The sequence below is a fragment of the Noviherbaspirillum sp. genome, from assembly GCF_035944575.1.
Classification (GTDB): domain Bacteria; phylum Pseudomonadota; class Gammaproteobacteria; order Burkholderiales; family Burkholderiaceae_D; genus Noviherbaspirillum.
On the sequence record NZ_DASZBA010000154.1, the window covers coordinates 49,390 to 63,189 of the forward strand.

10 protein-coding genes are annotated in these 13,800 nt (G+C 60.4%); 3 read left to right on the forward strand and 7 right to left on the reverse strand.

Annotated features, from left to right (window positions below; genetic code table 11):
- Window positions 1–1,056: 1,056 nt before the first annotated feature.
- The 6 genes from VGU61_RS11225 to VGU61_RS11250 form a co-directional block, all read right to left on the reverse strand.
- Entirely contained in the window at window positions 1,057–1,806 is a 750-nt protein-coding gene (locus VGU61_RS11225; protein WP_326859210.1) for an endonuclease/exonuclease/phosphatase family protein, read from the reverse strand.
- A complete protein-coding gene (locus VGU61_RS11230) occupies window positions 1,803–3,980 on the reverse strand; it encodes a VTT domain-containing protein (protein WP_326859211.1) in 2,178 nt (725 codons plus the stop codon). Before VGU61_RS11230 ends, VGU61_RS11225 begins: the two co-directional genes overlap by 4 nt.
- A gap of 162 nt (window positions 3,981–4,142) precedes the next feature.
- On the reverse strand, window positions 4,143–5,006 hold the full coding sequence (locus VGU61_RS11235) for an acyl-CoA thioesterase II (RefSeq protein WP_326859212.1): 864 nt from the start codon (window positions 5,004–5,006) through the stop codon (window positions 4,143–4,145).
- 165 nt (window positions 5,007–5,171) lie between these two features.
- The gene (locus VGU61_RS11240; RefSeq protein ID WP_326859213.1) at window positions 5,172–6,158 is read right to left on the reverse strand and encodes an ROK family protein; all 987 of its coding nucleotides are present in this window, start codon (window positions 6,156–6,158) and stop codon (window positions 5,172–5,174) included.
- A 292-nt stretch (window positions 6,159–6,450) separates the two neighbouring features.
- Entirely contained in the window at window positions 6,451–7,260 is an 810-nt protein-coding gene (gene otsB / locus VGU61_RS11245; RefSeq protein ID WP_326859214.1) for a trehalose-phosphatase, read from the reverse strand.
- A gap of 17 nt (window positions 7,261–7,277) precedes the next feature.
- Window positions 7,278–9,563 carry a trehalose-6-phosphate synthase gene (locus VGU61_RS11250; RefSeq protein ID WP_326859215.1) on the reverse strand — a complete coding sequence of 762 codons (2,286 nt, stop codon included), beginning with the start codon at window positions 9,561–9,563 and terminating at the stop codon, window positions 7,278–7,280.
- Window positions 9,564–9,784: 221 nt separating this feature from the next.
- Between VGU61_RS11250 and VGU61_RS11255 the strand changes: the two genes are divergently transcribed.
- A complete protein-coding gene (locus VGU61_RS11255) occupies window positions 9,785–10,354 on the forward strand; it encodes a host attachment protein (RefSeq protein ID WP_326859216.1) in 570 nt (189 codons plus the stop codon).
- 5 nt (window positions 10,355–10,359) lie between these two features.
- Here VGU61_RS11255 and VGU61_RS11260 read toward each other — a convergent pair whose 3' ends face one another.
- Window positions 10,360–11,202: a 2OG-Fe(II) oxygenase gene (locus VGU61_RS11260; RefSeq protein WP_326859217.1), complete on the reverse strand. Its 843-nt coding sequence runs from the start codon at window positions 11,200–11,202 to the stop codon at window positions 10,360–10,362.
- A gap of 488 nt (window positions 11,203–11,690) precedes the next feature.
- On the opposite strand from VGU61_RS11260, the gene VGU61_RS11265 reads away from it, so the two are divergent.
- On the forward strand, window positions 11,691–13,166 hold the full coding sequence (locus VGU61_RS11265) for an APC family permease (protein WP_326859218.1): 1,476 nt from the start codon (window positions 11,691–11,693) through the stop codon (window positions 13,164–13,166).
- Window positions 13,163–13,765: an SAM-dependent methyltransferase gene (locus tag VGU61_RS11270; RefSeq protein ID WP_326859219.1), complete on the forward strand. Its 603-nt coding sequence runs from the start codon at window positions 13,163–13,165 to the stop codon at window positions 13,763–13,765. The genes VGU61_RS11265 and VGU61_RS11270 overlap by 4 nt, the downstream gene beginning before the upstream one ends.
- Window positions 13,766–13,800 lie beyond the last annotated feature (35 nt).

Here is a 13,800-nt window from a genome sequence, read left to right on the forward strand (position 1 = left end):
GGGAAATGGGGGTTTGTGTTTGAGTGCGGCTTCTTTGGCGATGCGATTAGGGGTGCTGGTTCAAGAGACTTGCTGGAAACGGGCTTGGCGAGCGACTTGGACATGTCGTTTTTGGGCGGGGTTTTGCGAGGGGGAAATCCAAACCTGCGGCGTGTCTCCGGCAATCCATCAGCCTGTCATTCCCGTGAAGACGGGAATCCAGAGTTGCGGCGTGTCTCCGGTAATGCAACTCTTTCTGTTCTCCGAAGAGACTAACCGGGACTGGCCCCGGCGGGCCACCTTCTTTTTTTGCTTCGCCAAAAAAGAAGGCAAAAAAGGCGACCCCGTTATCGCCGCCCCTTCGGGGTGCCCAAAAGTGCCACGCTCAAAACGGGAAGTGAAACAAACTCGCCTGCGGCTCAGACAGGTTTCACTTCTATTTCCGTTTTGACCGCGTCACTTTTGGCGTCGCTAAAAGGGGAAGCGGCCAACCCCATCCCCACCCTGGCCCTCCCCTTGAGGGGAGGGAAATAACTGTTCTTTACTTTGCTGCTTGCTGTGACAACTTGGACTGTTCGTTTTACTTTCTAACTAAGCCAGCAAGGTAAAGGACAGGTCAGTTCCCTCCCTTTCAAAGGGAGGGCCAGGGTGGGAATGGTGTGCGCAGTTCTCCCCTGCTGGCGACGTCAAAAGCAGGCGTGCTGAAACGGATAAAGAAGCGAAATCTGTCTGAGCCGCAGGCGAGTTTATTTCGCTTCCCGTTTCAGTACGCCTGCTTTTGGGAACCCCGAAGGGGCGTCGACTGGCTTCGCTGGAGCAGTGCTCCAGCCCTTTCTTTGCTTCCTTTCTTTGGCGAAGCAAAGAAAGGAAGTGGCCCGCCGGGGCCAGTCCCGGCAAGTCTCTTCGAAGAGCCGCACGCATTGCATCATCGGAGACACTCCGTCGCTCTGGATTCCCGTCTTCACGGGAATGACAGGCTGATGGATTACCGGAGACACGCCGCAAGTCTGGATTTCCCCCTCGCAAAACCCCGCCCAAAAACGACATGCCGTACTGCGCCAAAGAGAAAAACACCCCCTACCCGTCAATATGCGCAATCAACGGCAAATGATCCGATGCCACCCGGGCCAACGGCGTCGCATGCACCTCCACATGCACCAGCCGATGCCGCGGGCTGATCCAGATCCGGTCCAGCGCAAACACTGGTAGCCGTGACGGAAAGGTCGCCGGCGCCGGTACCGCTTCGAAATGCGACTCCAGCCACCGCAACGTACGCCCCCACGCAAACCACTCGTTCACATCCCCCAGCAGAATCACCGGCATGCGATCGGTGTCGAAAGCCTGCAGCAAGGTGCGGATCTGCGCCCGCCGTTCCGCCGGGCGCAGTCCGAGATGGGTTGCGATGACGCGCAGCGGATGGCCATGGCAATCGATGTCGGCGTCGAGCGCGCCACGCGGTTCGCGGCTGCCGAAGGACAGGTCGATATTTCGGGTTGCAAGGATGGGGTAACGGCTCAGGACGGCGTTGCCGTAGCGGCGCTTTGGTCCGTTCTTCGTCGGGCCTTCGACGGCGGTAAAGCCGGTCGCCTGCTGCAGCATTTTCAGGACGTCGGGCCAGTCGGTGCCGCCGAGCGGCACTTCCTGCAGGGCGATGATGTCGGCACTGATCTCGCTCAGCACACCGGCCACCCGCTCCGGCGAGAACCGGCGGTCGGCGCCGACCGCACCGTGGATGTTGTAGGTGGCGATCGTCACCGGCCACGGATTCATATCCGGGGTGATGGCTTCTTCAACGGGCGTTAGCAGATTGGCGTCAGTGAATTTCATCGTGCCTCGACATTGTCTTTGCGGGAGAACAGGCGCTGCAGGCCGAATGCCGATCCGATCAGTAGCGCCGCGACCAGCGCCAGAACGGCGATCGTGCCAGGGCTGGGGTTGCGAATCGCTTCCGCAAGGTGATGAACGAAGGTGACGGTGATGATAATCCCCGGGGTCATGCCGAGCAGCGTGCCGAGCATGTAGTCACGGAAGCGGATATGCGATGCGCCGGCGATGACATTGACCACGGTGAACGGCGCAATCGGCAGCATGCGCACGACGACCATCGCGATGATGCCGCGGCGGGCGATGCGGCGGCTGAGGCGGTTGATGCGCGGCCCGACAAGCTGGTGCACCGTGTCGCGGCCCAGCCATCGCCCGAGTCCGTAGGTGACCATCGCGCTGAGCAGCGTGCCGCCGATCGCGTACAGGGCGCCGGCGACAGGACCGAACACGATGCCGGTGACGCCGATCAGTAAGGTGACCGGCACCATGACAAGGCCGGCGATCGCATAGCTGCAGATCACCGCGACCGGCGTGAACGGCAATGCTTCGAGGCTGCGCGCCAGCGACACCAGCGAAGCCAGGTTGATCCATTCGCTCAGCGGAGTCCAGCGCCATGCCACCGCAAACAAGGCCAGCACGACCGCCAGCGTGCCGAGGCCGATCATTCTGCGCGGCACCGGGCGGCGCGCATCCTCGGGCACGAACTGCTCCACCAGCTCATCCGGGTCAATCGGCCTTTCCGGATCGAACACAGCCTGCGGCGGGACCAGTGCTTCCAGTTCCGGCGTAGTGACCGGATCGAACGCCGCCATCGAACGGCCGGGCCGCCGCAGCGCATCCACGGTCGCGTGGAGGCTGCCGGTGCGGCCGATGGCGGCAGTTACCTCATCCGGCTCGGTCGCCAGATGCTCGGCAAGCAGGCGGTTGCGCATGTGGCTGATGGCAGCGCGAATGCGGGAACGCGTGTCTTCCCGACCACAGGCTTCGATGACCAAGTTGCATTCGGTGTCGAACGCCATAGAACGGTTGCTGAGATTGGCCGAGCCGATGGTGATCAGGTCATCATCCATCGTGAAGACCTTGCTGTGCACATTCAAGCAACTGTTCTCCTTCAGCCCCGGCAAGGTCGGACAATACATGCGGTAACGCCCGAGCGCATCGGCTTCCTTCAGGCGATGATGCACACGTGCACGCAGTACGCCCATGGTGGCCTGCTCCAGCCAGCCGCTCTGGTTGTGAGGGGAAACGATCATGACTTCCGGCGCCTGTTCCTGCGTCAATCGGGCAGATAGCGCATTGCAGATCAGGTCCGAGGTGAAATACTGGTTTTCGAAGAACAGATGATTCCTGGCACGGGCGATCGCATCCAGGTGCAGCTGCCGTATTTCAAAGACACCGACCTGCCCGTCAAACGCCGGCTCGGTCCTCGCGATGGCGACATCGATATCCGTCAGATCGGGGACGATCTGCGCCGGCCAGGGGTCGCGCGCGCGTTCGATCGTCGCGGTTACCGGCACCATGCCGGTAGCGCGCTGCCAGCGCTGGCGGGCGAGTTCGCCGAGCGCCCGGGCGACATCGCCGTCGACCATCGCCTGCACATCGTGGAAAGGGTCGTGCGGCTTGCCGTCGCTGTCGCAGCGCAGCGGCGAGTCGCAGGCATGCTCCGAGGTATCCCAGCGGGCACGTGTCAGATCCAGGCCACCGACGAAGGCGAGCTTGTCGTCGATCACCACGACTTTCTGATGATGCGATCCGCCGACCGGATGATGCCCGTCCATATGGAAGGCAAGCCGGTGATGCGTTCGCCACCCCAGTTTGTAGGCCGGCAGCCATTCGCGCTCCAGTGCATAGAGCATGGCGAAGTCCCAGTTCAGCACATAGGCGCGCAGGCCGGGTCGGGATTGCACCACCGCGTGCAGAAAGTCGCCGAGCGGTTCCGGGAAGCCGTCGTTGGCGCCTTCCGGCACGAGCCGGACGCGCGAATCGATATCCCAGCTGAGGATGAAAATGCTGTGGCGGGCGGCGCGAATGGCTTCGCGTACCGCACGGAAATAAACGTCGGCATCGACCAGCATGCTGAAACGCTCCGCATGCTCGATGCGCCAGCAATTGCGCCCGGGTTGCAGCAGGCGTGAAGAGGAGGATGTTGCAGCGGAGGACGTCCCTGTTACAGACATTCAGGCATAACCGAAAGAAATGTTGATATTTCTTCGACGCCCCGGCGCACGGATGGTTTCTGCCAAGTGCCGCGCAAAATCAACCGGATGGCGATTATCGGGCCGCCCCGACCAGTATGGCGACCCGGGCCGTCATGCCTGACGGTGAAACTTGCGCCGGCGCTAGTCCTTTTTCTGGCGCAAGCGGATCAGCCCTTCCTGCGCCACTGTTGCGACGAGGTCGCCGGCGCGGTTGTACACATAGGCCATGCACAAGCCCCGGCCGCCCGATGCGTTGGGGCTTTCCATCGCGAACAGCAACCATTCGTCCATGCGGAACGGACGGTGGAACCAGATGGTGTGATCCAGGCTGGCAATCTGCAGGCGCTTGTCGCCCATCACCACGCCATGCGGCTGCAGCGAGGTCCACAGCAAGCCATAGTCGGATACGTAGGCGAACAGCGCCTCATGCGTGAGAGGTTGATCGGGCAAGGCGATCGGTGCCTTCGTCCAGACCTGCTTGGTGGTCGCCCCCTGGTTGCCGCCGAAAATATCCCCTGCATGATCGGCGCGGAAATCGACGGGGACCGGCTGGTACGGCCGCGCAGTATTGGCGGCGCGTTCCTTCCAGGTCTGGAGATTGGACTTCAGCTGCTCAGGATCGGCGTGCCCCGGTGCCGTCTTCTGGTGCGACAAGCCCTCTTCTTCCGTCTGGAACGAGGCCGACATCACGAATATCCGGCGGCCCTCCTGGATCGCCACGACCCGGCGGGTGCTGAACGTGCCGCCGTCGCGCACCCGCTCGACTTCGTACTCGATCGGCAGGCGGTGGTTGCCCGGCAGGATGAAAAGAGAATGCAGTGAATGCGGACGGCGGCCTTCCACCGTCACGCTGGCCGCGTAAAGGGACTGGCCCAGCACCTGGCCGCCAAATACATTGGGACTGCCCATGAAGTGGCTCTGGCCGCGAAACCGGTCTTCGCCGGTCTGCTCCAGCGTCAGCAGACGCAGGATTTCCTCGGTATTGAAAAGTGTCGTATCTAGCATGTTGTTTTATTTGCAGCGTAATGAATCGGGCAACCGATCATAGTGCATTTCCGAAACGGAGAATGTCGCGTAGTTCACGTTTGACAGCACTTCGGCGGTCCTGAAGCCGCTTCGTATCTCGCTGCGCCGCCCGGCCGCGATCCGTGCCCGGCGGGCTGCACGCAACTAGTCGTCAAGCGCCTTCCACGGCTGCGTCTTCCGCCAGCCCGCAACCCAACCGCGAGGCATGGCGAGGCTAAACGCGCCGACATCCGCGACCAGCCCTTGCAGCATCGCCGGCATGATCTTCACGCCACGCGTAATCGCCGGCAGGCGGGAGGCGATTTCCTGCTGGACCGTCTCGGTGAGCCAGTCACCATGATGTGTCCAGACGCTGCCGCCGATAACGAACACCCGGGTGTCGAGCACTGCCGTCACGTTGTACAGGGCACGGCCGAAACGGCGCGCCGCTTCCAGCGCCAGTTCGCGCGCCTCCGGATCGCCCGCACGCGCCGCGTCGAAAACATCCTGCGTCGATTTGCCGAGGCGGTTGCCGAGATTGCGGCCGGAAATGAGGCCTTCCACATCACCGACATTGCCACACCCGCATTGCGCATCCGAGGTTTCGCTCATCAGCATGTGGCCGGCGTGACCGGCGTTGCCGCCTTTGCCCCGCAACAAATTTCCATCGACGCAAAGACCGAAACCGACGCCGGTGCTCCAGGTGACATAGACGCAATTCGGCTCATCCTGCAGGGCACCGAAGGTGCGTTCCGCGGCCAATGCGGCGACGCAATCGTTTTCGATCGGCACATGGGAAAATCGCTCGCTCAGTACCTGCTGCAGCGGGATCGCCTTCCAGTCATTCGGCAAGTCCGCCGCGCCTTCCTCGCCGCCGCAAATGTTCGGAGCTGCCAGTCCGATGCCACCATCAAGATCGACGAAGGGGCCACAGGAACTGACGCCGACCGAATTCAGCAAGGCGGGATCGACGCCCGCCCTTGCACAAGCGGCTTCCAGCAGTCCGATCGCCTGTTCGGGCAATGCGCGCACTGTGCCGCTTTTGGCTGTGGGAGCGGTGAGACGGGCAAGCGGGCCGCGTTCGTTGGCGATGCTGGCGGCGATTTTGGTGCCGCCGATATCGAGTGCGCCGATGATGGTGGGTTTGGGCATGGTGAGATTCAGCTAGCGATTGTGATGGGTGATCATTGTCGTTTCCTGCGAAAGAATACCGGCTCGCAAGCCGGCACGCACCCTGCCAGCGGAAATCCGGAGATGCAGCGCCCGCTTCGATAAGGAGCCGAATGCATTCCGGAGTCCCGCTGGATGAAATGATGAGGCTCCATTCTCTATTGCGCGCTGGAAATCCCGCGCCGAGCATCGTGCCGCATCAAGCCATCATCGCCCCTTGCACAGATTCCGGCAAGGCAAGCAACCATACCGGTCTCTGCAGGAATCGCGTTTGTCAGTGATTTGCCGCAGGCTTCCACCGCTTGGGATTTGTCGCCCCGAATGCACGCAGACGCGTAATCAACTCGTCCAGCAGTTGCGTCATGTCATCGAACCGCGGCAGGAAAAACTCCGCCGCGCTGTCGGGATTTTGCTCCACGCGCACCGACAGCAAATCCGGCCGACGCACGCGGAAAACATCTTCGTCGGTGACATCGTCGCCGGCATAAATCACTCCGCTTGCCCCGGTACGGCTAATGAGCTGTTGCAGTGCGCTGCCCTTGTCCGCCGCATCCGGCGGGAGCAGGTTGAAAACGAATTTGCCATCGACGATCCGCGGCGACGGCTGCAACTGCGTAAAGACCTGCTGGAGCCGGGCACTGGTCGTTGCCGGATCCGCCGCATTCCGGTAATGCACCGACAGCGAGTAGCGCTTGTTCTCAAGCATCACGCCGCTGCCGAATCCGTCCGCCGCGGCCAATGCGTCGCTGACCTGCTGTTGCCAGGTTCCGCACATGTCCTTATACGCTTGTGCCGATTGCTCCCAGCCGGGCATGCCTTCGATACCGTGATTGCCGATCAAATAGTCAGGCGAGAAAGACAGGCGTGATTGAATGTCTTCCAGCGAACGGCCTGTAATGATGGCGACCGGTGCGAGCGCGGCGAGTTCGTCGAGGCGGCGCACCATGTCGGAGGACAAGCGTGCCTGCGCCGGATCGCGCACGATCGGCGCAAGCGTGCCGTCGAAATCGAATGCGCATAGTAGACCGGGACTGACGATGCGATCGAGTCGCTCCAGCCCCTGTTCGGAAAACAGTGGGATCATGGTATTAAACGCTTGGCTCAAACGACGCGGCGCAGAGATTTCCGGCTATGCGAGCGGATCTTGGTGGTGATCCGTTCGCGGCGGCGCAGCCGGGAGGCGTCCAGCAGCATGCGGCCGGCCCAGCGGTAGATATTGAAATCCTTGACCAGCAGGCGCATGCTGCGCATCCGTTCCCGCTGCTCAACCTCCGGCATCGTCACCGCGCGGTATATGGCATCGGCGCTCTGTTCTATGTGATAAGGGTTGACGATCAATGCTTCGTGAAGTTCCCTCGCGGCACCGGTGAACTGGGAGAGCACCAGCACGCCACGCTCGTCATCGCGGGCAGCAATGAATTCCTTTGCGACAAGGTTCATGCCGTCATGCAGGCTGGTGACGAGGCATACGTCGGCCGCGCGGTAGTACCGGTTGACCTGATCGGTATCGTGATGTTCGGTCTTGAGGATGATGGGTTCGTAGCTGCCGCTCGAAAAGCGCTTATTAATCTTCTGCACCAGCGTTCGCACGCGGTTTTCGAAGTTCTGGTATTCGTCCAGGGAAGTACGGGTGGGTGCCGCGATCTGTACCATGGTGAACCGGCCGACCATGTCCGGATATTGTTCCAGCATTCTTTCCACTGCTTGGAAACGCTCGATGATGCCCTTGGTATAGTCAAGCCGGTCGACACCGACCCCCAGCAGCCGGTCGGCCGGCAGGCCAAGCTCGGAACGCACGGACTGCCTGCTGTCGGCAATGTCCGCATGGGCGCCGTCTTCCGGCCAGGCGATGGAGATCGGGTAGTTCTCCACCTGCGTCAGCTTGCCGCCATAGGAGACGGTCGAGGTTTCATGCTCGATGCGTGTTTCCAGATAGCGATCGACGGTTTCCAGAAAGTTCTTGCAATGGAACTGTGTATGGAAACCGAGGATCGTGCTTCCCAGAAGCCCTTCCAGGATCTCCTCCCGCCATGGACAGATGCCGAACGATTCAGGATTCGGCCAGGGAATATGCCAGAAAGTAATGATGGTTGCCTTTGGCAGTACGTCGCGCACCATGCGCGGCAGCAAGGCAAAGTGATAGTCCTGCACCAGCACCACCGGATCGTCGGTACGCGCTTCCTTGATCACCGCATCGGCGAAACGCTGGTTGACCGCCTCGTACTTCTCCCAGTCCGCAGAACGGAATACCGGGCGCACGTGCGCGATATGACACAGCGGCCATAGCCCCTCGTTCGCAAAGCCGTAGTAATAGCCCTCCTCTTCCTCTTTCGTCAGCCATACCCGGCGCAGGGTATAGCTCGGATGGGAGGGCGGCACCGGAACGCGATCGTTGCGATCGACCGACTCACGGTCGGCGCTGCCACTGCCGTGGGCAATCCAGGTGCCGGAACAGGCACGCATCACTGGCTCCACTGCGGTTACCAGGCCGCTGGCTGGGCGCCGGACCTCTACGCCGTTACGGGTATGCACATGCATATACGGTTCACGGTTCGACACGACCAGCACTTCGTCACCTGCCAGCTCCTCCCGCAGGAGTTGCCTCAGCTTGTCCGGTGTCCAGAGGTGCGTGACGTCGTCCCGGTTTCGGCGGTCGACATTGTATTCATACATCAGCGCGCGCAGGTCGACTTCGAGCGGACGGATCTCGGGGGGCGTCTGCGAAGGATTCGCCGGTGTCACCGCCACCACCTGCGGCAGGTTGCTGCGTTCAGCCAGTCCGCCACGAAGCATTCCCTTCACCGCGTCGATCCAGCTGCGCCAGCTCAGATGCGCCACCACCATCGTAATCAGCGAAATCACCACTGCCATCAATGCGAACAGTGCCAGTACATACTTCCGGGTGTCGGCATCGCGCCGGGCGATGAACCCCATGTCGTGCACCAGGATCAGCTTGCCAAGCTGCCCGGTATCGGAAATCAGCGGGCTTTCGGTGATGTGCAGCGGGCCTTGCGGCAATTTGATCGTGTGCTGACGAACACTGGAGTCCATCTCCGGTTTCCCGCAGCCGATCGAATCCGGGTAAGTGACAGTCTTGTACTCCAGGACGTTATTCGTATTGCAGAAAGCGAGGGCGTGGAGGCGCTCGTCCTGAATTGCGCGCTCAAACAATCGATTGATTTTCGCCGAGGCATTTTGCGGCACGTAATCGATCATCGGCTCCTGCAGCGTGGAGGCGAGCAGTTGCGAACGCACGTCGAGATCGCGAATCGACCATCGCAGGGTGAGGCTTTCAACCAGTGGCACGACTGCAAAAGCGAACAGGGCAAGCACAAGAGCGAGCGGAAGAATGATGCGTAGCGAGAAGCGGAATGACCTGAAGTGCATGACTTCTTTCTTTAATGACGGTCAGCAACAAATGCGAGATGTAACAGTCTGTGACTTGGAGAATTTCCGCAAGATGATGGTTCCGTTTGCCGCACCATGCTTTGTTGTTTCTCACTATCTCAGCGTGAAAGGAAAATCGGCGGCGTGTTCACCAGATGAACCCGCGTGGATACTCGTGAAGTTTTGCGGCGTCCGGCCGTATCACCGTTAGTAACGTCCCGATGAAACGCCGGCCGCAATCGGGCAACGCATCTCACGACGACTGGAACATTCTGATGGTTCGCGCATCAGAACTTTCTTTCCAATGCTTTAATGAGGACAACATGGACGCAAACTGGATTCTTTCCGCGAATGGTAGCCGGGCAAGATTTTTTTCCCAGGCGCGGATGTCGGAGCCGCTTGAAGAAATCAACGATATGGTGAATGAGGCGATCCGCTTGCGGACTGCGGAAACCGAGTCGGACAAGATCGGCCCGACCTCGGCGACGAAAAGTTCGCATAACACCGGCGCGCCGGTGCCGAACAAAGCTTACGAGCCCCACCAGACGCCCGACGAACATCAGATGGAGCTGTTTGCCAGGGACGTCGCGGAGTATTTACAGAAGGCGCACCAGGAGGGTCGTTTCCAGCAGCTGTCACTGGTGGCGTCCCCGCAGTTTCTCGGCATCCTGCGCAAAATGATCGGTCCGAATCTCGAGTCGCTGGTCAAACTGGAAATCAACAAGGACTATACGCAGGTCAGCCCGGAGCAATTACGCGAGCAGATACAGGCGCAAAAAGACAAGCAATAAACTTCTTAATAGGCACGTTGCCGCAACCACTTGTTGGCGATGAACTTCACGCCGCGCACCACTGGGCTGCCGGCGTGAAGCGTCTGCTTGTCGGGTTCGCCGAATACGTTCGTATTTGCGAAGAACACTGCATTGCCCTTGCGCGGCTGCACTTCGAGCCCGAGGCCGGGAAAGGCGGTACCGCCTCCCTGCTCGACATCGCTCAGATAAACCACGAAGGTCCCGACCCGTTGTCCGCCTTGCTCCATATGCTTGCGCGGCCCCGGCAGGTTCGGATCAAACCAGTCGAAATGCGGCCGGTACTCATTCCCTTTCTCATAGTGGACGACCTGAAGTCCTTCCGCATGGTCGACCGGCCAGTTGGCAAGCGCGCCAAGACGGGCATCGATACGGGCAATGAGCTCGGTTTCGCCGCGTGCCAGCATTGCGCCTCGGCTGGTGCGTTCGGCATGCACCTTGGTGGAACCGTCCTCGTCGCCGACCACCGGCGACCGTGTGAGCCGGCTTTGCGCATAGGCACACAGCGCATCGCATTCTTCGTCGCTCACGACATTGCCGAGCAGGACGATGCGCGGCGTCTTCAAGGTGAACAGGACTTGCACCGACCGGTCCAGCGCCTGGATGGTATTGGTTGATGTATTGATCTCCGGAACAGGCTGCCTTACCGCAACGCTCTCCCGGCTGCTGTTACGTGCCTCTTCGATTGCCGCCTGAGCAAGACGGTTATCAAAATGGCCGTCGCGCACCATGATCTCGCCCATGGCCAAGGGCTGGCAGCCGCGGGCAAGGTTTTCGAGAATCCAGCTTTGCCATTCCTTGGGCAGAGATGCAAGTACGGTATTTTCCATGATGATTCGCTATGCAAAAAAGTGTCGAGCAACGGTCAGATGGCGTCCGTCCTAAAGGTTCCGATTGGAAATAACGGAATATTAGACGATATGTTTTTGCGGTTTATGCTTTAAAACAATAAATCGTTATTTCAGCTTGTCGCTTCCGTTTGCATGCCGCGCAGCAAACTGAAATGGGGATTTCACTTCTTTGAGATATTAAATATCGACCTGGCATTAACGCATTTCACCAAGGGTTCTTTGACACAATTTGACATCGCTATCGATGCGCGAAACTTTTTAATCAATATCAACTCGCAACCTTGGCGTGACCAGCCGAAACGTCCAGACCCTGCTTCTTCCATCCATTAGCAAAGGCTGTTATTTGCCCGATGAGGAATCAGGCGTGGCGTCTGCGCTGTTTGTCACGGACTCGAAGTACCGCCTGCCACATGCCACCGCATTCCAGATGCGATGTAAAAGGAGCGCTCCATGATGAGTCTGAAGCGATGAACAAACAGCCGCAGTATTCCGCAGCCGACACCGGTCAGCCATCCGGCGCCCCGCTGACAATCGACGAAGCCGTGCCGCGCGAGGTTCTCGGACTGGGTCCGGCAATTGCGCTGATCGTCGGCGTCGTCATCGGCGCAGGCATCTTCAAAGCGCCCGCGATGGTGGCAGGCATGACGGGCGACGCAACATGGATGTTCGGCGCCTGGATTCTTGGCGGCATCATGTCTGTGATCGGCGCACTTTGCTACGCAGAGTTGGCCACCGCCTATTCCAGCGCAGGTGGCGACTACCACTTTCTTCGCCGCGCTTACGGCACTTCCATTTCCTTCCTGTTCGCCTGGGCTCGTTTCTCGGTAATCTCGACCGGCTCGATCGCCCTGCTCGGATTTGTATTCGGCGATTACATGAGCCAGGTACTGCCGCTGACGGCGCTCAGCCCCGCATGGGGTTCGGCGCTGTACGGTGCCGCGGCCATCGTCGTGCTTTCATTGGTCAATATTCGCGGCATCAAGGCAGGAACGTTGACCCAAAGCTGGCTGACGATGATCGAAGTCGGCGGACTTCTGCTGATTGTCGTGGCGGCGATTTTCCTCGTCGGCAACGGGACGGAAGCCGCCGCGCCCGCGCCGCAAACCTCCGGATCATCGGGAGGCGGCGGCTCCTTCGGACTGGCCATGGTATTCGTGCTGCTGACCTTCGGCGGCTGGAACGAAGCTGCCTACATCAGCGCGGAACTGAAAGATGCCCGGCGCAACATGGTGCGGGTACTGGTGACATCGATTCTCATCATCACCGTGCTCTACCTGATGGTGACCTGGGCCTACTGGAAAGGCCTTGGAATCGAAGGCATGGCCAAGTCGGAAGCGCTGGCAGCCGACCTGCTGCGCCTGGCATTCGGCTCGGCGGGCGAAAAAATCATTTCCGTGATGATCGCGATTGCTGCCGTAACGTCCATCAATGCCACGCTGATCGTCGGCGCCCGCACCAGCTACGCAGCCGGCCGCGACTGGCCGGTACTGTCCCTGCTCGGACGCTGGGACGCGGCGCGCGGCACGCCGGTCAACGCACTTTGGGTGCAATGCGCAGCGGCGCTGCTTCTGGTGGCGATCGGCGCCTGGACCGGTAGTGGATTCAAATCAATGGTGGAGTTCACCGCACCGGTGTTCTGGCTGTTCTTCCTCCTGTCAGGCATATCACTGTTCGTGCTGCGGGTACGGGAGCCGAACACCGAGCGGCCATTTAAAGTGCCGCTGTTCCCGCTGCTGCCGATATTGTTCTGCGCGATGTGTGCCTACATGCTGTGGTCCAGTCTTTCCTACGTGTACAGCCAGTCTCTCGGCGGCTTCAACGCAGCCTGGATCGGTGTTGCCGTGCTTGCGGTTGGCATCGTCTTCCTCATGCTGATCCGCGCGCCCCGGATTCCCCCCAAGCAGTCCGTCGTTTCCACCAAACCGTTAAGGAGAAACATATGAAAACCCGCACGCGCACCTTGCCGCGGCCCGCCTTCCTCTACGGGCTTGCGCTGTTTTTAATCACCCTGGTATTTTTCCTACCGGCCAAATCGGCGTTCTCGCAGGCCGAACCGGCACGCCGGCCGGACGTGCCCTACGTACCCACGCCGCAACCGGTGGTCGACAAGATGCTGGACATGGCGAAGGTAAAGAAAGGCGACGTGCTGTATGACCTGGGTTGCGGCGATGGCCGCATCGTGATCACGGCTGCCAAGGAACGCGGCGCGCGTGGTGTCGGCATCGACCTGAATCCGCAGCGCATCTCGGAAGCCGAAGCCAACGCCAAGGAAGCCGGCGTGACCGACCGCGTGAAATTCATGGAGGGCGATCTGTTCAAGGCGAACTTCGCCGATGCGACCGTCGTCACGCTGTACCTGCTGCCCGATGTCAACCAGCGCCTCCGCCCTCAGTTATGGAAACAATTGAAGGTCGGCACCCGCGTGGTGTCGCACGACTTCGATATGGGTGCCGAATGGCCGCCTGAGAAAGTCGAGAAGATCGGCAACAAGACCCTCTACTTCTGGACGATTACCGAGGCGAACAAGCGCGCCGCGACCTAAGCGCCGACGGTCCGCAAAATCTTCTGGCCGGCCTG

Bases quoted from the DNA above. Each gene is read 5' to 3' on its own strand.
- VGU61_RS11230 (WP_326859211.1), bottom strand. From the start codon at position 3,980: ATGTCTGTAACAGGGACGTCCTCCGCTGCAACATCCTCCTCTTCACGC.
- VGU61_RS11270 (WP_326859219.1), top strand. From the start codon at position 13,163: ATGAAAACCCGCACGCGCACCTTGCCGCGGCCCGCCTTCCTCTACGGG.
- VGU61_RS11260 (WP_326859217.1), bottom strand. From the start codon at position 11,202: ATGGAAAATACCGTACTTGCATCTCTGCCCAAGGAATGGCAAAGCTGG.
- VGU61_RS11240 (WP_326859213.1), bottom strand. From the start codon at position 6,158: ATGCCCAAACCCACCATCATCGGCGCACTCGATATCGGCGGCACCAAA.
- VGU61_RS11255 (WP_326859216.1), top strand. From the start codon at position 9,785: ATGAAACGCCGGCCGCAATCGGGCAACGCATCTCACGACGACTGGAAC.
- VGU61_RS11250 (WP_326859215.1), bottom strand. From the start codon at position 9,563: ATGCACTTCAGGTCATTCCGCTTCTCGCTACGCATCATTCTTCCGCTC.
- otsB (WP_326859214.1), bottom strand. From the start codon at position 7,260: ATGATCCCACTGTTTTCCGAACAGGGGCTGGAGCGACTCGATCGCATC.
- VGU61_RS11235 (WP_326859212.1), bottom strand. From the start codon at position 5,006: ATGCTAGATACGACACTTTTCAATACCGAGGAAATCCTGCGTCTGCTG.
- VGU61_RS11225 (WP_326859210.1), bottom strand. From the start codon at position 1,806: ATGAAATTCACTGACGCCAATCTGCTAACGCCCGTTGAAGAAGCCATC.
- VGU61_RS11265 (WP_326859218.1), top strand. From the start codon at position 11,691: ATGAACAAACAGCCGCAGTATTCCGCAGCCGACACCGGTCAGCCATCC.